The 19,341-nt window shown below is 69.8% G+C and carries 15 protein-coding genes; 6 read left to right on the top strand and 9 right to left on the bottom strand.

Features of this window, described 5'->3' with window-relative positions:
• Window positions 1–93: 93 nt before the first annotated feature.
• Genes ACWD26_RS17690 through ACWD26_RS17705 form a run of 4 tightly spaced genes read left to right on the top strand, consistent with a single transcriptional unit; the run spans window position 94 to window position 6,962 of the window.
• Window positions 94–1,050 carry an alpha/beta hydrolase gene (locus tag ACWD26_RS17690; protein WP_451270956.1) on the top strand — a complete coding sequence of 319 codons (957 nt, stop codon included), beginning with the start codon at window positions 94–96 and terminating at the stop codon, window positions 1,048–1,050.
• A complete protein-coding gene (locus ACWD26_RS17695; protein ID WP_451270958.1) occupies window positions 1,047–3,125 on the top strand; it encodes a vWA-MoxR associated conflict system protein in 2,079 nt (692 codons plus the stop codon). Before ACWD26_RS17690 ends, ACWD26_RS17695 begins: the two co-directional genes overlap by 4 nt.
• Window positions 3,122–4,057: an AAA family ATPase gene (locus ACWD26_RS17700; RefSeq protein WP_451270960.1), complete on the top strand. Its 936-nt coding sequence runs from the start codon at window positions 3,122–3,124 to the stop codon at window positions 4,055–4,057. Before ACWD26_RS17695 ends, ACWD26_RS17700 begins: the two co-directional genes overlap by 4 nt.
• Window positions 4,050–6,962, top strand: coding sequence for a TIR-like protein FxsC (locus tag ACWD26_RS17705; RefSeq protein WP_451270962.1), 2,913 nt, complete (start codon window positions 4,050–4,052; stop codon window positions 6,960–6,962). The genes ACWD26_RS17700 and ACWD26_RS17705 overlap by 8 nt, the downstream gene beginning before the upstream one ends.
• A gap of 38 nt (window positions 6,963–7,000) precedes the next feature.
• Here ACWD26_RS17705 and ACWD26_RS17710 read toward each other — a convergent pair whose 3' ends face one another.
• Window positions 7,001–7,465: a GNAT family N-acetyltransferase gene (locus tag ACWD26_RS17710; protein ID WP_451270964.1), complete on the bottom strand. Its 465-nt coding sequence runs from the start codon at window positions 7,463–7,465 to the stop codon at window positions 7,001–7,003.
• Window positions 7,466–7,494: 29 nt separating this feature from the next.
• Window positions 7,495–8,796 (bottom strand): alpha/beta fold hydrolase, encoded by a 1,302-nt coding sequence (locus ACWD26_RS17715; protein ID WP_451270966.1) that lies wholly within the window; start codon window positions 8,794–8,796, stop codon window positions 7,495–7,497.
• A 295-nt stretch (window positions 8,797–9,091) separates the two neighbouring features.
• Here ACWD26_RS17715 and ACWD26_RS17720 point away from each other — a divergent pair, with 295 nt between their 5' ends.
• Complete coding sequence (locus ACWD26_RS17720; protein ID WP_451270968.1) at window positions 9,092–9,979, top strand: GNAT family N-acetyltransferase; 888 nt, start codon at window positions 9,092–9,094, stop codon at window positions 9,977–9,979.
• A 41-nt stretch (window positions 9,980–10,020) separates the two neighbouring features.
• On the opposite strand, the gene ACWD26_RS17725 is transcribed toward ACWD26_RS17720, so the two are convergent.
• From ACWD26_RS17725 to ACWD26_RS17755, 7 genes are all read right to left on the bottom strand, one after another.
• Entirely contained in the window at window positions 10,021–11,046 is a 1,026-nt protein-coding gene (locus ACWD26_RS17725; protein WP_451270970.1) for a LacI family DNA-binding transcriptional regulator, read from the bottom strand.
• Between the two features lie 120 nt (window positions 11,047–11,166).
• A complete protein-coding gene (locus ACWD26_RS17730) occupies window positions 11,167–12,591 on the bottom strand; it encodes a BNR repeat-containing protein (RefSeq protein ID WP_451270972.1) in 1,425 nt (474 codons plus the stop codon).
• Between the two features lie 62 nt (window positions 12,592–12,653).
• Window positions 12,654–12,974, bottom strand: a complete 321-nt coding sequence (locus ACWD26_RS17735; RefSeq protein WP_451270974.1) for an L-rhamnose mutarotase — start codon at window positions 12,972–12,974, stop codon at window positions 12,654–12,656.
• A gap of 17 nt (window positions 12,975–12,991) precedes the next feature.
• A complete protein-coding gene (gene rhaS, locus ACWD26_RS17740; RefSeq protein ID WP_451270976.1) occupies window positions 12,992–14,074 on the bottom strand; it encodes a rhamnose ABC transporter substrate-binding protein in 1,083 nt (360 codons plus the stop codon).
• A 99-nt stretch (window positions 14,075–14,173) separates the two neighbouring features.
• Window positions 14,174–15,199 (bottom strand): ABC transporter permease, encoded by a 1,026-nt coding sequence (locus tag ACWD26_RS17745; RefSeq protein ID WP_451270978.1) that lies wholly within the window; start codon window positions 15,197–15,199, stop codon window positions 14,174–14,176.
• Window positions 15,192–16,232, bottom strand: coding sequence for an ABC transporter permease (locus ACWD26_RS17750; protein ID WP_451270980.1), 1,041 nt, complete (start codon window positions 16,230–16,232; stop codon window positions 15,192–15,194). The genes ACWD26_RS17745 and ACWD26_RS17750 overlap by 8 nt, the downstream gene beginning before the upstream one ends.
• Entirely contained in the window at window positions 16,229–17,746 is a 1,518-nt protein-coding gene (locus tag ACWD26_RS17755; RefSeq protein ID WP_451270982.1) for a sugar ABC transporter ATP-binding protein, read from the bottom strand. Before ACWD26_RS17755 ends, ACWD26_RS17750 begins: the two co-directional genes overlap by 4 nt.
• A 257-nt stretch (window positions 17,747–18,003) precedes the next feature.
• Between ACWD26_RS17755 and rhaI the strand changes: the two genes are divergently transcribed.
• Window positions 18,004–19,164 carry an L-rhamnose isomerase gene (gene rhaI, locus ACWD26_RS17760; protein ID WP_451270984.1) on the top strand — a complete coding sequence of 387 codons (1,161 nt, stop codon included), beginning with the start codon at window positions 18,004–18,006 and terminating at the stop codon, window positions 19,162–19,164.
• Window positions 19,165–19,341: the final 177 nt, after the last annotated feature.

A 19,341-nucleotide genomic window follows, 5' to 3' on the forward strand; every position in this document is an offset into this window, starting at 1 on the left:
GTGGCCACCCGCGCAAGCACTGTGATCTCTGGGCAAGTTACGCGTAGGATGGTTTGTCAGGTATTGCCTGGGCGGTGGTTCGCGGGGGTGCGTATGAGGCCGCGTCTGGTGTTCGTGCACGGCATCGGGGGACCGCGGGATTCCGTCACCGAACTCGACGTCTGGCTGCGGGCCTTGGCCCAGGGGGCTCGTACGGCAGGTCACTCGCGTCGCGTTCTGGACCTGACTCAGGGCTGGGCGGCGGACGCGCGATTCGCCTACTACGGCAACCTGTTCGGCCCGTCCCAGACGCAAGGGGCGGCACTCGACGGGGACGACGAGGAAACCGTCCTCGTCGGGCTCCTGCTGTGCGAAGCCCTGGACGAGCGGCTGGCCGGATCGGTGGGCGTGAAAGAGGAGCGGGTCCTGCGCCACGCGCGAGCCCAACTCGCGCAGGAGGGCGCGGCCCAGGGGCCGGGAGCAGCCGCTCGTCAGATACTGAGCGCCGCCAACACCCTGCTGAGCCTGCCAGGGTTCCGAGCCGTCGGCGGATGGGCGAGCGCCGGGCTCATGGTCGGCCACCTTCGTCAGGTGGCCCGCTATCTGCGCCGGGCGGAGGCCGACGGGGAAGGGCAGACGCTCGACGTCCGCATACGGCGTCGTGTCGAGCAGACCCTCGACCCCACCGGCCCCACGATCGTCGTCGCCCACTCACTGGGCACGGTCGTGGCCATGGAGACGCTGCACGCCCACCGGGGGCCCGTCCCGCTTTTCGTCACGCTCGGCTCGCCGATGGGACTCCGTTCGGCGGTGGGCGCCCGAATGCGACCACAGCCCCTCCAGGCGCCCCTCGCCGTCGAGCGATGGCTGGACCACTGGGACCGCGACGATCTGATCACGGCGGGCCCGCCGCTGGAGAAGGTCGTACGACCCAACGACCGTGCGGTGAAGCCAGTCAGCGGACGCGTGGACTCGGACGGTCTGTCGGTGCACCCGGTGGTCAAGTACCTCGCCCAGCCCGCCGTGGCCGGCCGGATCGTCGAGGCCATCGAGACGGCCACCCGCGCATGACCGCTCCGACTCCGCTTCGGCACGCCCTCGTCGTCGCTCCGCAGTGCCCGAAACTGGGGTTGCTGGATGACCTGGAGGGCGTGGCCCTGTCGCTGCGCGATCTGCTCGTCGACCACTGGAGGGGAGTTTGTTCAGGGAGCCCCGGCGCTGAGGCATCGCTGCTCTACGGCGTGTCCGTCAGCCAGGCACGTATCGAGGCGGCCGTCCGAACCGCCGCGAAGCACGCGGCCCGGGAGCAGGCCGTACTGGTCGTCGCGTTCCTCGGCCACGGCATCACCCCCGGGCAGAACCCCACGCTCTACCTCATGGCGGGCGACTCCCAGCCCGACGAGATCGCCACGGCGGTGAACGTCGGTGCGTTACTGACACAGGCGCTGGAGACGCCCGGGCTGCCCGGGGTGATCGCTCTCGTCGACACATGCCACGCGGGTGGCGCCACCCCCGATCTGCAAGCCCTGGACGCCGGGGTCCGGCAAGGTGCGACGCGGCTCTCGCTGCTGATGGGGGTCGGCGCCGCGCAGACCGCCTATCGTCTTTCCTTCTCCCGCGGTGTCACGGAGATACTGCGACGGGGCATCCGCGGCGGCGGTGAGTTCCTGTACCCCACCGCGGTCCTCGGTGCCGTGCGGGCGGCGGTGCCGGGGCAGGACGCGCGGCTGGTCGAGTACGACGGGGCACAGTTCGGCGACAGGCCCTGGCTGGCGCGCAACGGCCGCCATCCCTTGCCCACCGCACCGTTGCTCGGGCCCGTCGCCTCGGAGGAACTGGAACTGGCGCTCGCTCCGTTGGGATGCTCCGCCCTGCTCTCGGCGCCCTTGACCGACGCCCGGGCCCTGGAGCGGCTGCGGGACGCACTGCCGGAGCATTCCTCGGGCAACGCCGCCGAACTCGCCTGGGCGCTGCGCGTCGTCGGAGGCATCCTGGACGGGTTGCGGACGGTCGAACTGCTCACGACGTCATGGCCCGGCTGCCGACCGACCTCGCAGCGGCTGCGCCGCGCGTTGTCGTCGGCCTCGGAACGGGTGACCGCTCGTCCACCGGAGACATCGGGACGTGAACTGCTGCGGGACGCTGTGGAGTTTCTGCGCCTGCGGGCGCCACGTCTGCACGAGGCGCGCACGGCTCCCCTGGCGACCTTCGTCGCCGCGCTGGCCGTCGACGATGCCCTGACCGAGGACCACGGGGAACTCGCCTCCTGGGCGCACGCGGTGGGATGCGAGGTCGAACTGAGCGACGCGTTCGAGTCGCTGCGCGAGCGTGGCAGCAGGACCAGGCTGCGTCTGGTCGTCAGCCTGCATGCCGCTGTCGCAGGTGAATGGCCCGAGAGCCTCGACGCCTGGCTGCTCGACGGCGGAGAGGTCCACGCGCATCGTGAGTTCGCCTGCGCGCCCGACCAGGTCGGTGTCGAGCAGCGGCTCGCCACCGTGCTGAGATGGGCCTCGGCGCGGGCGCGAAGCATCGGCGCACGGCTGCGGCGCGTGGAGATCGCCGCCTCCGCCGCGCTCCTCCTGCGCTGGCGCCCGGAGGAGACCGACTTCGGGGAACTGATGGGCGTCGCGTACGACGTCGTACTGCGCTGGAGCGAGCGGCTGTGCCCGCCCGACCACCTGTGGTGGATCAATGAGCGGGCCCGGACGAAACTGGCGGCGATGAGGGCGTCCGCGACAGGAACCGCGCCGGTCGACTGGCTCGGCGAGCCCGAGACCGCAGAGGCGCACGAACTCAGGAAACTGCTCCGCAACGACACCTTTCGCCGTGCCATCGCCCTCGAACACAGGCCGCCACGCTTCGAGCAGGTGATGGAGGTACTGCTGGCTTACGCCCCGATCGTGCTGTGGCCCTGCGCCGACGACTGCACGCCCGAGCGGTTCCGGGACACCTTGGACCAGTACTGGCATCTACTGCCCGCCGAGTTCTGCGAGGCGTACCGGCACAGCTGGGGACAGCGGGTACCGGGGAAACCCGATGGCCGGGAGCAGTTGGCCCGATGGCGCACCGTGTGGCACGACATCGAGTGGCTCGACTTCTGCGACCGGTTCGAGCAGTTCACCACCGAGGAGGAGAACTCCGCATGACCTGGCAGCCCTTCTACGTCGGTGACGGCACGCCACGCGACGTCGATCTCGGCGAACCGCCACCGTGGCGGAGCTTTCCCCGGCAGGCCCTGCACAAGCAATTCCAACCGCCGCCCGGACTCATCCGGGCCGTCAACGCCGCGCTGATGCTGCGCCGGCCGCTGCTGGTGACAGGGGCCGCGGGTTCGGGAAAGTCCACCGTGATCGAGCAGGTCGCGGCGGAACTCAACCTCGGTGACGTGCTGCGCTGGCACATCACATCGCGCAGCACACTGACAGAGGCGCTCTACCGTTACGACGCCCTGGGCCGCATCCACGCTCAGCGGCTCGCCGGCCGCGACGGCGACGACGACATCGCGCCCTTCCTGCAACTGGGGCCCTTGGGGACGGCGCTGCTTCCCACCGAACACCCACGTGCCCTGCTGATCGACGAGATCGACAAGAGCGATCTGGACCTGCCGAGCGATCTGCTCGATGTCCTGGAACGCGGCGAGTTCGAGATCCCCGAACTCGCGCGGTACGCGAGCGATCTCGTCGAGGTCCGGGAATGGGGCAGTGACGCCCGTAGCCCGGTGGTGCGGGGCCGGGTGCAGTGCGACCGGTTCCCCTTCATCGTCATGACGAGCAACGGCGAGCGTGACTTCCCGCAGGCGTTTCTCCGCCGCTGCATCCGGTTCACCATGCCGAAGCCGACCGTGGACGCGCTGCGCAGGATCGTCGAGGCCCATCTGCGGATCGAGGTGGACAGCGACGGGACACAGGCCGTCGACACCGTCATCCAGACGTTCGTCGACCGGGTCGCCGCGGGCGAGAGCCTCGCGATCGACCAGCTTCTGAACGCGGTGCATCTGCTGACCGGCGGCAGTCTCGCGACGGGAGAGGACGACCAGGAGGTCCTGTCCCTCGTGCTGCGCGAGCTGTCCCGTGCCTGACCGGGGCAGCTCCTCGGCACGGGGCCCGCTCGCCCGGGTGGTGGCGGCGCTCAACGCCGCCGCACCGGAGCTCGACGGCACAGCCATCGCCGAGTGCCTCTGGCTGGCATCCCTGATGGACATGCCCGCCGAAGACGCCGGCGGGCGGACGCGGAGCCGTTCCCACGGGGCGGCGCCCGCCGACGGACAGGCCAAGGACGAACCCGGGTCGCAGTCCGAGGAACACGGGAACGACCTGCACGAGCGCCTCGCCGGAGCAGCGATCACGATGCGCGGCGACGCGGTGACACCCGCCCATGCCCCCGGCCTGCCGAGGACACTTGAAGTGACCCGCGCGCTGCGCCCATGGAAACGGCGATGGCCCAAGGGACGCCGATCGGTCCTCGACGTCGATGCCACCGTGGACAGCTACGCCCGCAGCGGCGAACTGCTCCCGGTACTCACCCCCGCACCCGAAAGATGGTTCGATCTCGTCCTGGTGCTGGACCGCTCGCCGGCGATGGGGGTGTGGCGGGAGACCGTCATGGACTTCACCGCAGTCCTGGACCGGCTAGGTGCCTTCCGGACCCTCCACTTGCGCGAACTCCGCTTCCGCGACGGTGGTTTCGAACTGCGCGACAAGCAGGGCCGGTTGACTTCCCCCCGTCAGCTGCGCTCTCCGGACGGTCGTCGGCTGGTCGTGGTCGTCTCCGACTGCGCGGCTCCCGGATGGCGTGGCACCGCGGTGTGGCGTCAACTGCGGGACTGGGCCCAAATGGCCCCGGTCGCGCTACTCAACCCGCTGCCGACGAAACTCTGGCGCAGAACAGGCCTCGACCTGCCCTCCACCCGCGTCACCGCCACCGCCCCGGGCCCGCCCAACGCCCGGCTGCTCTTCCAACCGCCGGTACTGCCGGACGAGAGCGACGCGGACGGCGAGGGGGAGGGGCAAGACGGGAACTGGCTCCCCATCCCGGTCTTCTCCCTGTCCCCGCACTCCTTGAGCCGCTGGTCGTGCGCCTTGATGCGCACGGCCCCCGAGGGCAATTCCGCGGTACTCGTACCGCGTGGTGGACGGACGGAACGACGGCCCCGGCAGCGGCCCGGAGTTGTCGCCACAGAAGGATTCCTGCACACAGCCTCGCCGCCGGCTGCTCGCCTGGCCGTGCTGTGCTCCACGTTCGACCGGCTGAGCACCCGCCTGCTCCATCTCATCCGGCAGGAACTGGTACCCGAAGCCACTGTCTCCGACATCGCCGAGCTGCTCACCAGCGGGCTCTTCACCCTCAGCCCGGGCGACGGCGACGTCGTGGAGATGAGCCCGCCGGAGACCGTGCAGCGGCGATTGCAGAGCGAACTCGCCGAACATGAGGTGTGGCGCATCAACAGGGCGCTGAGCCGCCATGTGGCGTCCCAGGACGGCTGGGGCGGACGACTGCCGGCGGTGGTGCCGAACTCCGACGGCCGCGCGGAACTGCCGGCGGCTGCCCAACCGTTCGCGCAACTGTCAGGCCGGACACTTGAGTTGCTGGGGCTGCCGACAGGCGATCCGACCATACCCGACGCCGACTCGGAGCCGGAGGAGAGGGAACGACCGATCCCTCCGCAGCCCCTTCCGAGGGCGACATCCGCTTCGGTGGACAACCGGCCCTACTTCTTCCTCAGTTACGCCCACACTCCGTCCCCGGGGCCGGGCAACAGCGATCCCGACCACTGGGTGCACACACTGTTCAAGGATCTGTGCGCGGACGTCCTGCACCTCACCGCTCATCCGCAGGGGACACCCGTGGGGTTCCTGGACCGGGAGATGCGGTCCGGGGAGGGCTGGCCAGACCGGCTCAGTGAGAACCTTGCGCGCTGCCGGGTGTTCGTCCCGTTGTACTCGCGCCGCTACTTCTCCAGCGAGAATTGCGGGCGTGAGTGGTTCGCCTTCAGCGAGCGCATCCGGGAGGCCCGCAACGCCGGTTACGGGGACATCCCGGCCATCGTCCCGGTGCTGTGGACCGGCATGGACCTCGGAGGACTTCCCGAGTCCGCGCGGCACCTCCAGATCGCGCACTCCGACTTCGGGGAGCGCTACTCGTCGTACGGGCTCTACGGGCTGATCAAAATCAAGCGGTTGCGGGACGAGTACGAGGAGATCGTGTTCGGCCTCGCCCAACGGATCGTGCAGGTCGCCGAGAACACCCCACTGCCGTCGAGCCGGCCCCGGCCCTACGAGTCGACGCACAGCGCATTCCGACCGCCCGGCGAGAACCCCACCAGCGTTCGGCTGATCGTGGCGGCGCCCACTCGGCACGCCTTGCCGGAGGGCCGGGACGCCTCACCGTACGGTGAGGGCGCCACGGACTGGACCCCTTACCACAGCGAGTCGAGGCGGCCGCTCGCCCTGCTGGCCGAGGAGTTGATCCGCTCGCTCGACTACCGCGTCACCGTGTCGGACTTCGACGACTTGGACCTGCCCTCGGGGAGCCCGACGACGGGCAGTGAGCACGACCTGCGATCCGCGGGCGAGGCCACCCCAACCAGCGGACCCACGATCCTGTTGGTGGACCGGTGGGCCCTGCTCGACCGGGAGCGGCGGCGTCGGCTCAAGCTGTTCGACTCGGCCGCACAGCCTTGGGTCTGTGCGATCGTTCCCTGGAACCGCTTGGACACTCAGTGCCGCGGTGAACAGGGCGAACGGCTCCGGGAGGAGTTGGAGGACACCTTGCCGCTGCTGCTGGAACAGGGGCGCCGTGGCAAGACCTGGTCGGCTGTCAACGGCGTACCCACCCTGAAGGCGTTCGCCGAGATCCTTCCGGGGGTCTTGGCCCAGGCCACCCGGCAGTATGTCCGATACTCGTCAGACGCCCCGGCAGCGCCCAGCGGGCCGCTGCTGCGGCTGTCAGGGCCGGATCCGGTGCCCCCGGACAACGACGTGTGACTGCCTCCGTCCCGCGCCCGGCCATGCGCACCGGGAGGTCAGGGAAGCAGGCCCATGCCCCCACTGACCCCCGAACTCCCCTCCATCACGCGGTACATGCCGATCGAGTCGTGCGTGGCGGTGTCCGCGAAGCCGAACTTCTCGTACAGGAAGCGGGCGGGGCCGTCGGCGATGAGGGAGACGTAGGCGGTGGCGGGGGCCCGGCGCTCCAGTTCGCCGGTGAGCGCGGCCATGATGCGCTTGCCGAGGCCGCGCCCCTGATGGGCGGGGTGCACGCAGATGTCGACGATCTGGAACGCCGTACCGCCGTCGCCGATGACCCGGCCCATTCCGATGGGCTCCCCCGCGTGCCGGAGTATCACCCCGTGCCAGGTGTGGGGTAGCGCGAGGGCCACGGCTTCGGGGTCCTTGTCGGAGAGACCGGCATCGGTGCGCAGACGGCGGAAGACCTCGACGGAGGGCACACCAACACTCAACTCGTAAGGGTCACTATTGCCAAGCATGCATTACATACTAGGCGACGGCGCCGACGTCACACCTCGTCGCGCGTCAGCGCCAGCAGCCGGTCCAGCACCCTCGGTCCCCCGGCCCGCACACCGTCGTGTTCGAACTCGTCCGTGACCCAGGTGCGCAGGCCCCGGATGGCGCGGGCCGTCGCCAGGGAGTGGGCGGTGTCGACGTACATGTCGTCGTGGTAGATCGCGGCGGCTACCGGGACCTCGTTGGCGGCGAGCTGCTCCGGGTCGTACAGGGGGAGCCAGCCCCGCTCCTCGGCCAGGTTCTCGGCGGTCTCGCGCAGCGGGCGCAGGGCGGGGTCGTTGTCGAACATCCAGGGGTGCACGGACTCGCCGGTGAACAGCAGTGGGCCGTCGCCGGTCAGCGTCTTGGCGGCGTCGAACTGCGGGAACTCGCGGCGCACCCGCTCCGCCGCCCAGTCCGTGGGGCCCGGGTCCTGGCCGTAGCACGCCTCGTGGAGGAGCGCGTACAGCGGGTGGCCCGCGTACGACAGCAGCCCCTGGACCTCCTCCTGGAAGGAGTCGGACAGGGCGGGTCCCCCCGGGGTGCGGACGAAGGCGGCCTCCAGCAGGAAGTGCAGCCGGTGGCTGCCGTCGCTTCGGCCGAGGAGATTGCCCAGCGACTGGAACGCCTCGACGGTGAACCGGTAGCCGTTCGGCAGGACCACGTCGTGCTGGAGGAGGTGCTCGGCGATCCGCCGGGCCCGCTCGACATCCTGCGGGTAGCGGGCGTAGTGGGCGGCGACCTTGCGTTCGACGCGCGGGTAGGCGGCCCGGTAGACGTCGTCGGCGGTCGCGTCGAGGGAGGGCAGTCCGCCGGTGATGACGGCGGTGCTCAGGCCCTCGGGGGCGAGGGACAGATAGGTGACCGCGCAGAAGCCGCCGAAGCTCTGGCCGAGGACGGTCCAGGGGGCGCCGCCGGTGACCTCGGGGCGGATGGCCTCGCAGTCGCGGACGATGGAGTCGGCACGGAAGTGGGCGAGGTAGCCGGCCTGCTCGGCGGGGCCGCCGCGCGACGGAAGGGTCTGGCGGTTGGCCGGGGTGGAGGCGCCGGTGCCGCGCTGGTCCAGGAGCAGGACCCGGTACTCCTTCAGGGCCCGCTCCAGCCAGGCCTCACGGCCGATGAAACGGTTGGCTCCGAAGCCGGGGCCGCCCTGCAGATAGACCAGCCAGGGCAGTCCGGCGTCCGTCTTGTCGCTCGCGACGACCTCACGGGCGTAGAGCTCGATCCGCTCCCCCGCCGGGTCGTCGTGGTCGAGGGGGACGGCGAAGCGGCGGTCGGTGAGGACGACACCGGGCTGCCGATAGCTGACGGACAACAAGTCTCCTTGAACGTACGGATTCCAGGCCGTGCTCCAGTCCAGCACACATTGTTCGCCCGGCCGACCCCGTGGATCAAGAAATTCCCGCTGAATCCGGGGTCAGTAAGCCGATCATTAATCGATGGACGAGTCCTCGGATGGTCCCGTAGCGTGTGACGCCACGCCCCGAGACCGACGGAAGGAGGGCAGAGCCGTGCAGTTCACACCATTTCAGCGCTCCCTTCCCGTCCCGGCGTGCCTCGTCTGATCCGACCGGGAGCGCTTGACGCACGCACGTATCCCGGAGGAATCCATGACCGATCTGGTCATCCGCGCGCTCGACGAGAGCGACGCCCATCTCTTCGACACCCTGCCGGACCCGCTGGGCGCCCGTGAGGCGCACCGGCTGACCCGGCACCGCCCCGACTGGAAGCGCGTGGCCCTGCGCGACGGCAGGGTCGTCGCCCGCGGCGCCTGGTGGAGCGGCCCCGATGACACCGAGCCCGTCAACATCAACTGGTTCGACGTGGCCGAGGGAGAGGAGGAGGCGGGAGCCGAGCTCCTGCGCGGCTCCCCCTGGCAGGTCGAGCTCGAGCTGAACCTGCCCGCCGACTGGCGTGACGACCCCGCAGCCCGCGCCGCCGCCGAGACGCGCTTCGCCGCGGTACGCGAAGCGGGCTACGAACTGCTGGTCGAGCGGTTCCTGTATCGCTGGACCCCCACCCATGGGCTGCCCGAGCGGCCCGGACGCCTGGTGTTCCGCGCGGAACCGGACGACGCCGTGTTCTTCGACGCACTGCGCCGCATCCACTCCGCCACCCTCGACGCCCACGCCTTGAAGGCCATCGAGGAAGGCGGTGTCGACCAGGCGGCCCAGGAGGAGCTGGACTTCTTCCGGTGGTGCCCGTCACCGCGCGAGTGGTGGCAGGTGGCGTCCACGCCGCAGGGCGAGCCGGTCGGCATCCACATCCCGGCGCACAACCCGTCCGGCCCGACCATCGGCTTCATCGGCGTCCTGCCCGAACAGCGCGGACACGGCTACGCCTACGACCTCCTGGCCGAGTGCACCCACTTCCTCGTCGAGCGGGGCGCCGGGTTCGTCAGCGCGGCGACGGACCGGGGGAACTTCCCCATGGCCGCGAACTTCGCCAAGGCGCACTTCCCGGTGGTCCGGGAGCGGCTCAACTTCCACCCGCGGTAGGGCTCCGGCCGACTGCCGGTGTCCGGTGCGCCGGGTGACGCTCAGCGTGCAGAGAGGCTGGAGCGTCGTACCACCAGCTCCGGCTGGAGCACGACCCGCCGGTGTTCGTGCGGGACGGGGGCGGTCTCGGCCTCGGTCTCCTCCAGGAGGAGCTCGGCGGCGAGGGCGCCCAGGGTGACGGCGGGCTGCCGTACGGAGGTGAGGGGGACGGCGGCCGCGGCGGCGAACTCGATGTCGTCGTAGCCGACGATGGCAAGGTCGTCGGGGACGCTCACGCCGGCCGCGTACATGGCCTGGAGCACGCCGAGGGCGAGCAGGTCGTTGGCGCAGAACACGGCGGTGGGGCGGTCGGCGAGGCCGAGGAGGCGGGCGCCCGCGTCCCGGCCGGCGGCCACGTCGAGGCGCTCGGTGGGCAGTTCACGCAGGGCCTCCGGGCCGAGCCCCGCCTCGTGCAGGGCGCCCAGGGCACCCGTGCGGCGGTCGCGGACCTGGTTGAGGCCCGCCGGTCCGCTGACGTACGCGATGGAACGGTGGCCCGCGTCGACCAGGTGCCGTACGGCGAGGGCGCCGCCCGCGACGTCGTCGACGGAGACGGAGCACTCGGTGGTGCCCTCGGCGACCCGGTCGACGAGGACGAAGGGGATGCCGTGGCGGCGGAACGCCTCGATGTTGCGTCCCGTCGCGTCGGCGGGGGTGAGCAGCACGCCGCGCACCCGCTGTTCGGCGAAGAGTGAGAGGTACTCGGACTCCTCACCCGCGCTCTGCGCGCTGTTGCAGACCATCACACCGAGTCCGGCGTCGCGCGCGGCCCGTTCGGCACCGCGCGCGACGTCGACGAAGAAGGGGTTGCCCATGTCGAGCACGAGCAGCCCCATGATCCGGCTGCGCCCGGCCCGCAGCTGGCGCGCCGACTCGCTGCGGACATAGCCGAGACGGTCTATCGCGGCCTGGACCCGGGCCCGGGTCCCGGAGGCCACCGAGTCCGGCCGGTTGATGACGTTGGACACCGTGCCGACGGAGACTCCGGCGGCAGCGGCGACGTCCTTGATACCCACCGACTGGGCCATGGGGCGGGGACCTCCAGGAAGGTGCGGAGCGGCGGGCATGCGTTCACATTACCGCCGGGCCTCCGTGGAAATGACCCGGTCAGCAGCGGGAACGTTCCCGTCGTACGGTCGTACGAGGGATCAGGCGGGCAGGGCGAAGTCGATGACGCGGAGCGCCGACGGTGTGGTGCCGCTCGACTTCACCTGGTACATCACGGACAGGACGTTGTCCTGGGCGATCCGGCTCTCGTCGAAGACGACCTCGCCGAAGGCGTTGAGCCCGGAGCCGTCGAACAGGATCTTCCAGTCGGTGTGCCCGGAGGCCGCCGAGGCTCCGGCGATCCGGCCGAACGGGAAGATCGCGTAGGCGTTGTTGTACTTGTCCATGACCAGCTTGGTGCGCTGGCTGGAGTTCAGCGGCACCGGTATCTCGGTCTTCGCCCAGGCACCGGAGGAGCTCTTGCGGACGAGGAAGGCGCGGCCGTTGGCCGTGCGGTCGGCGACGTAGTTCGTGGTGCACTGGCCGAAGCGGCCGGGGACGTAGCTGATGATGGCGTGCGGTCGGCCGGCGGAGTCGGTCCACTGGCTCTCCTGGTTCATCAGGGAGTGGTCCGGGTTGAGCGCGTCCACGACGAGGCCCGCGTCGGTGACGGAGACCCGGTCGGAGCCGCCGGTGGTGCCGACGACGGCGCCCGCGTTGTTGCGCCAGGTGCGGCCCAGGTCGTCCGAGTAGACGTAGCCCGTGTCGTGGTTGGTGATGCCGCCGCCGTTGCACATCACGGCGCCGTTCTGCTCACGCCAGGTGAACATGGCGTGCAGGCGGCCGTTGCGGTCGTAGTCGATGCCGTGCAGGTACATGTTGCGGGCCGTGCTGGAGCCGTGCTCGCTGGTGTACGTGCCGGTGGAGGACGTCCACTCGCCGAGGTTGGCCCAGGAGGTGCCGTTGTACTCGGCGAGGGCGTTGCGGCCGTTGCCGGAGATGCCGGCGCGGTAGCTCAGCTGGAGCTTGCCGTCGGGCATCGAGATGAACTGCGGGTACGTGAACTGCGAGGTGAGCGCGAGCCCGTCGAGGGTGGACTGCGGGGCGCCGAAGCGGCTCGTGGTCCAGCTCAGGCCGGCCGGGTTGTCCAGGAGCCCGGCGACCGACTTGACGTAGGTGAAGCCGTCGCTGTGGGAGTCCATGTTGAGGTGGAGGCGGCCGTCGACCTTGGAGACGCCCATGGAGATGACGTTGTGGGAGTCGTTGTAGCGCAGCGTGTGGCCGACCTTGACGGTGGACCAGGTGCTGGAGCCGAGGACGCGGCGGCCGACGACGGCGTTGCGGTCGGCGGTGTACCAGACGGCGTACTGGTAGCCCTTGTAGGTCAGCAGAGCGTTCTTCTGGAACGCATTGTTGTTGACCAGGCCGTCGTAGGAGACGAAGAAGATGGCCTGGCTGTCGAGCAGCGTGTTGCCGGTCTGGGTGACCGAGGGACCGGGGTCGGCGGCCCGGGCGGTGGTGGCGCCGAGGGCGGGGGTCACCACGGCACCGGCGAGTGCGGCGCCGAGCAGCGTACGTCTCTTCATCGCGGGGACTCCATTGTCGAGCGAGGGGCGGGGAGGGAGGGGAGGGGGGACCAGCGGGGGGATCAGTCCAGGTGGAACACTTCGGTGAGCGGTTTCATGGCCTCATCGGGGCGGGCGCCGTCCAGCGACTCGAAGAACGGCGCCATCTCCGTCTGCCAGCGGGCGTTGACGTCCGTGGCTTCCATGCCCGCCAGAGCGGCTTCGAAGTCCGCCGTCTCCAAGTAGCCGACCAGCAGGCCGTCCTCGCGCAGGAAGAGCGAGTAGTTGTGCCAGCCGGTGGCCGAGAGCGCTTCGAGCATCTCGGGCCACACGGCGGCGTGCCGCTCGCGGTACTCGTCGAGGCGATCCGCCCTGACCTTCAGCAGGAAGCACACGCGCTTCATCAACACCCCTCCAGGTATCAGAAGTTGAACTTGTCGATGTTGTCCTTGTTGAAGACGGTCGGCTTGCCGAGGCTGATCACGCCGTCCTTGCCGATGGTGTACTCGCCCATGTCGCCGGCGGTGAAGGTCTCACCCTCCTTGCCGGTGATCTGGCCGGAGACCAGCGCCACCGAGGTACGGGCGGCCAGCTCGCCGAGCTTCGCCGGGTCCCACAGCTCGAACGCCTCGACCGTGCCGTCCTTGACGTACTTGCGCATGTCGTTGGGGGTACCGAGGCCGGTCAGCATGACCTTGCCCTTGTACTTGGAGCCCGAGAGGTACTGGGCGGCCGCCTTGATGCCGACCGTGGTCGGGGAGATGATCCCCTTCAGGTTCGGGTACTCCTGCAGCAGGCCCTGGGTCTGCTGGAAGGACTTCTGGGCGTCGTCGTCACCGTAGGCGACCTTGACGAGCTTGATGTCCTTGTACTTGTCCTGCTTGAGCTCGTCCTTCATGAACTCGATCCAGGTGTTCTGGTTGGTCGCGGTCTGCGCGGCCGACAGGATCGCGATCTCGCCCTTGTAGTCGATCTGCTCGGCGAGCAGCTGGACCTCGGTGCGGCCCAGGTCCTCGGCGCTGGCCTGCGAGACGAAGGCGTTGCGGCACTCCGGCTTGGTGTCGGAGTCGTAGGTGACGACCTTGATGTCGTTGCTCATGGCCTGCTTGAGCGCGGTGCACAGGGCACCCGGGTCCTGCGCGGAGACGGCCATCGCGTCGACCTGCTGCTGGGTGAGCGTGTTGACGTAGTTCACCTGGCCGGAGGTGTCCGTGGCGCTGGACGGGCCGACCTCCTTGTAGCTGGAGCCCAGCTCCTTCAGGGCCGCCTCGCCGCCCTTGTCGGCGGAGGTGAAGTACGGGTTGTTGACCTGCTTCGGCAGGAAGCCGACGGTCAGGCCCTTCTTCAGCTCGGCGTTCGGGTCGGCCTTGCCGGTGGCCGCCGCGCCGGCGGAGTCGTCCTTGACGTCGCTCTTCGTGGTGCCGCCACAGGCGGTGACGGCGAGGGCGAGGGAGGTGACGGCGGCGAGCGCCGCACAGGAGCGACGGAGGGTTGCTCTACGCATGACGAGGGTTCCTTTGCGAGGAGGAGTGATGTGACGCGCCTTGTCTTGTCTTCGAGGGCGCGGGGAACTGCGCGACCAGCCACAGGGGACCGGCAGCTTTCAAACGGTCTTTCCGGCGGAGCCGCTCGCGGAGCCGCCGGCGGCTCCGAGCACGGATTTTCGTCCGGCCCGAGCGAGACCGACCTGCCGTGCGACCCGGGGCCCGAGCACGGACAGCACGAGCAGGACACCGGTGACGACGATCTGCGACTGCGCGGAGACGTCCTGGAGACTCATGACGTTCTGCAGGGTGCCGAGCAGGAACACGCCGGCGATCGCGCCGCCGAGTGTCCCCTTGCCTCCGTCGAAGTCGATGCCACCGAGCAACACGGCGGCGATGACGGAGAGTTCGAGCCCGGTCGCGTTGTCGTAGCGGGCGCTGGCGTAGTGCAGGGCCCAGAAGATGCCGGTGAGGGAGGCCATGAGCCCGGTCACGGTGAAGAGGATCAGCTTCTGCCGCTTGACGCGGATGCCGGTGAAGCGTGCGGCCTCCTCGCTGGCGCCGATCGCGAACAGGGACCGCCCGAACGGGGTGGCGTGCAGGGCGATCACGGCGATCACGAGCAGGACCAGGAAGGGGATGAAGGCCTGCGGGACGAAGCTGTCCCCGATCCGGCCGGCCGCGAAGTCCAGGTACTGCGAGGGGAAGTCGGTCACCGCGTCGGAGCCGAGCACGATCTGTGCGACGCCCCGGTAGGCGGCGAGGGTGCCGATGGTGACGGCGAGGGAGGACAGGCCGAGCTTGGTGACCAGCAGGCCGTTGATCAGTCCGCAGACCACGCCGAGCGCGAGACAGATCGGGATGATCGTCTCGATGGTCATGCCCTGGTTCCACAGGGCGCCCATCACCGCGCCGGAGAGTCCGGCGGTGGAGGCGACCGACAGGTCGATCTCGCCGGAGACCACGAGCAGGGTCATCGGGAGGGCGATCAGCGCGATCGGCAGGGTGTTGCCGATGAGGAACGACAGGTTGAGCGCGTTGCCGAAGCCGTCGACGGTGGAGAAGGACAGCAGGAGCACAACGATCAGGAGGGCGCCGACGACCGTGTCCCAGCGGATCGCGCGGGAGAACGTGGAGTCAGCCATGGCGGGCGTTCCTCTTCTTCAGGGCGGTCGCCACCCGCAGCGCGACCACACGGTCCACGGCGATGGCGAGGATGAGCAGGATGCCGTTGATGGCGAGCACCCACACCGAGCTGACGCCGAGGGCGGGCAGCACGCTGTTGATGGAGGTCAGCAGCAGGGCGCCGAGGGCCGCGCCGTAGACGCTGCCGGAGCCGCCGGTGAAGACGACGCCGCCGACCACGACCGCGCTGACGACGGTCAGTTCGTAGCCGTTGCCCGTGCCGGAGTCGACGTTGCCGAACCGGGCAAGGTACAGCGCTCCGGCGAGGCCGGCGAGGGCGCCGCAGAAGGTGTAGGCGACGAGGATCCGCTTGCGGACCGGGATGCCGGCGAGGCGTGCGGCCTCGGGGTTGGAGCCGAGCGCGTACAGCTCGCGGCCGCTGCCGAAGTGCTTCAGGTAGTACGCGGTCGCCACCAGCACCGCCAGGGCGATCAGCGCCAGGTACGGCACCGCGGAGACGCCGCCGGAGCCGAAGTCGATGAAGCCGTCGGGCAGGTCGGCCGCGGTGATCTGCCGGGAGCCGACCCAGATGGAGTCGATGCCCCGGATGATGTAGAGCGTGCCGAGGGTGACGACGAGCGCGGGCACCTGGCCGAGGCTGACGAGGAGGCCGTTGAGCAGGCCGAAGCCGATGCCGAGCAGGACCGCCAGGGCCACGGCCACGACCGCGTTCCCGCCGCCCTGGAGATACGTACCGGCGGCGAAGGCGCTGATGCCGAGGGTGGAACCGACCGACAGGTCGACGTTCCGGGTGATGACGACCAGGGACTGACCGACGGCGACCAGCACCAGGATGGTCGCGTTGAGCAGCAGGTCCTTGATGCCCTGCTCGGTCAGGAACTCGCTGTTGCCCAGCTGGGTGACGACGATCATCGCCAGGAACACGACCAGGATGGCGAGTTCGCGCATCTTGAAGACGCGGTCCACCAGCCGGGTGCCGCTGGACTTGGGCACCTCGGCGACGGGGGTGTTCTGAGGGGTGGTCACCGTCATGCGGCGGCCCTCCCGGTGGCTGCGGCCATCACGGATTCCTCGGTGGCTTCGGAGCGAGGGATCTCGGCGGTGAGCCGGCCCTCGTGCATCACGAGCACGCGGTCGGCCATACCGAGGATCTCGGGCAGGTCGGAGGAGATCATCAGCACGGCCACCCCGTCGGCGGCGAGCTGGCTGAGGAGGCGGTGCACCTCGGCCTTCGTGCCGACGTCGATGCCTCGGGTGGGCTCGTCGACGATCAGCACCTTCGGCCCGGTGGCGAGCCACTTGGCGAGGACGACCTTCTGCTGGTTGCCGCCCGACAGGGTGTTGACGGTGTCGGCGATCCGGGCGTACTTCACCTGGAGCTTGACCGCCCAGTCGAGGGAGCGGCTGCGTTCGGCGCCGCGGTCGACGAGGCCGGCCCTGACGGTCGTACGGAGTCCGGTGAGGCCGATGTTCCGCTCGATGGACATGTCCATCACCAGGCCCTGGGCGCGGCGGTCCTCGGGGACCAGGGCGAGCCCGGCGGCCATGGCGGTGGAGGGGGCGCCGTTGGTGAGCGCGTGGCCGTCGAGGGAGACCTCGCCCGCGTCCCAGCGGTCGATGCCGAAGACGGCGCGGGCCACCTCCGTACGTCCTGCGCCGACGAGGCCGGCCAGGCCGACGATCTCGCCGCGGCGGACGTCGAAGGAGACGTCGGTGAAGACGCCCTCGCGGGTCAGCCGGCGGACGCTGAGGGCGACTTCGCCGGGCTCGACCTCCTGCTTGGGGTACAGCTCGTCGAGGTCGCGGCCCACCATGCGGCGCACCAGGTCGTCCTCGGTCATGCCGTCGATCGGTTCGCTGGAGATCCAGGCGCCGTCGCGCAGGGTGGTGACCCGCTGGCAGATCTGGAAGATCTCCTCCAGACGGTGGGAGATGAAGAGGACGGCGGAACCCTGCTCGCGCAGGGTGCGGACGACGCCGAAGAGCCGGGCCACCTCGCTGCCGGTGAGGGCCGCGGTCGGCTCGTCCATGATCAGGACGCGGGCGTCGAAGGAGAGCGCCTTGGCAATCTCGACGATCTGCTGGTCGGCGATGGACAGGCCGCGCGCCGGGCGGTCGGGGTCGAGTTCGACGCCGAGCCGCTGCATCAGCGCGAGGGTCGCCGTGTGCGTGGCCTTGTGGTCGATGCGGCCGAGGGCGCGCCGGGGCTGGCGGCCCATGAAGATGTTCTCGGCGATCGAGAGGTCGGGGAAGAGCGTGGGCTCCTGGTAGATCACGGCGATGCCCGCGTCCCGGGCGTCGGCCGGGCCGTGGAAGACCGTGGGCGCACCGTCGAGGAGCACCTGACCGGAGTCCGGTCGGTGCACCCCGGCGAGGCTCTTGATCAGGGTCGACTTGCCCGCGCCGTTCTCCCCGGCGAGTGCGTGCACTTCGCCCGGGAACAGTTCGAGGGACACGTCTCGCAGGGCGCGTACGGCGCCGAAGGACTTGGAGATGCCCTTCAGAGCGAGAACGGGGGCCGGACCCTTGTCGGACCGGTGGGTCATGGAGGCTCCTCGACGACGGCCGGTGGCTAGCGAGAGGCTGCCTCACTGCGTCGTGAAAGGTTTCAACTTGGTTGCCGGGACGTTAGGCATCGCACGCAGGTCACGTCAATGGGTTTCGGTCGAAATTCTTTCGATGGATGAGGTCACAACCGGGTCACGGATAGCGGTCTTGACCTGGGGGGTTGACAGTCCGGCGAGCCGCTCATAGTTTCCCGTTCTGAATCGTTTCAGACATCAAAGCCGGTAGGAGCCCTGACGTGACCGAGCTCGCCGCGGTGAAGGCCGCCCTCAAAACCCAGGCCGTCGAGACGCCGTCGTGGGCGTACGGAAACTCCGGAACCCGCTTCAAGGTGTTCGCCCAACGGGGTGTTCCGCGCAACCCCTGGGAGAAGCTGGACGACGCCGGCAAGGTCCACGAGTTCACCGGCGTGGCCCCGACCGTGGCCCTGCACATCCCCTGGGACAAGGTCGAGGACTACGCGGCGCTCGCGAAGCACGCCGAGCAGCGGGGTGTGAAGCTCGGCGCGATCAACTCCAACACCTTCCAGGACGACGACTACAAGCTGGGCAGCATCTGCCACCCGGACGCGGCGGTGCGCCGCAAGGCCGTCGACCACCTGCTGGAGTGCGTCGACATCATGGACGCGACCGGGTCGCGCGATCTGAAGCTGTGGTTCGCGGACGGTACGAACTATCCCGGCCAGGACGACATCCGTGAGCGGCAGGACCGGCTGGCCGAGGGGCTGGCCGAGGTGTACCAGCGGCTCGGGGACGACCAGCGGATGCTGCTGGAGTACAAGTTCTTCGAGCCGGCGTTCTACACGACCGACGTGCCGGACTGGGGCACGGCCTACGCCCACTGCCTGAAGCTCGGGCCGAAGGCGCAGGTCGTGGTCGACACCGGGCACCACGCGCCGGGGACCAACATCGAGTTCATCGTGGCGACGCTGCTGCGGGAGGGGAAGCTCGGGGCGTTCGACTTCAACTCGCGCTTCTACGCGGACGACGACCTGATGGTGGGCGCCGCCGACCCGTTCCAGCTGTTCCGGATCATGTACGAGGTCGTGCGTGGGGGCGGGTTCACTCCCGAGGTCGCGTTCATGCTCGACCAGTGCCACAACATCGAGGCGAAGATCCCGGCGATCATCCGGTCGGTGATGAACGTGCAGGAGGCCACGGCGAAGGCGCTGCTGGTGGACCGGGACGCGCTGCGCTCCGCTCAGCAGGCCGGGGATGTGCTGGAGGCCAACGCCGTGGTGATGGACGCGTACAACACGGATGTGCGGCCGTTGCTGCGTGAGGTGCGGGAGGAGATGGGGTTGGACCCCGAGCCGATGGAGGCGTACCGGCGGTCCGGGTGGGCCTCGAAGATCGTTGAGGAGCGGGTGGGTGGGGAGCAGGCGGGTTGGGGGGCGTGACCGCCGCGCCGAGCTGAAGCCGATGCCGCGTTTCGTCTGCCGGGTAACCGCCGGTCGCGGGCTGCGGGCCGGTTCGTGGCTGGTCGCGCAGTTCCCCGCGCCCCTAAAGGCCCAGGCCCTGCGGGCCTGGAAAGCATGGGGCGCAGCCCCTGCTTTTCAGGGGCGCGGGGAACTGCG

Source organism: Streptomyces sp. NPDC002787, from assembly GCF_053592095.1.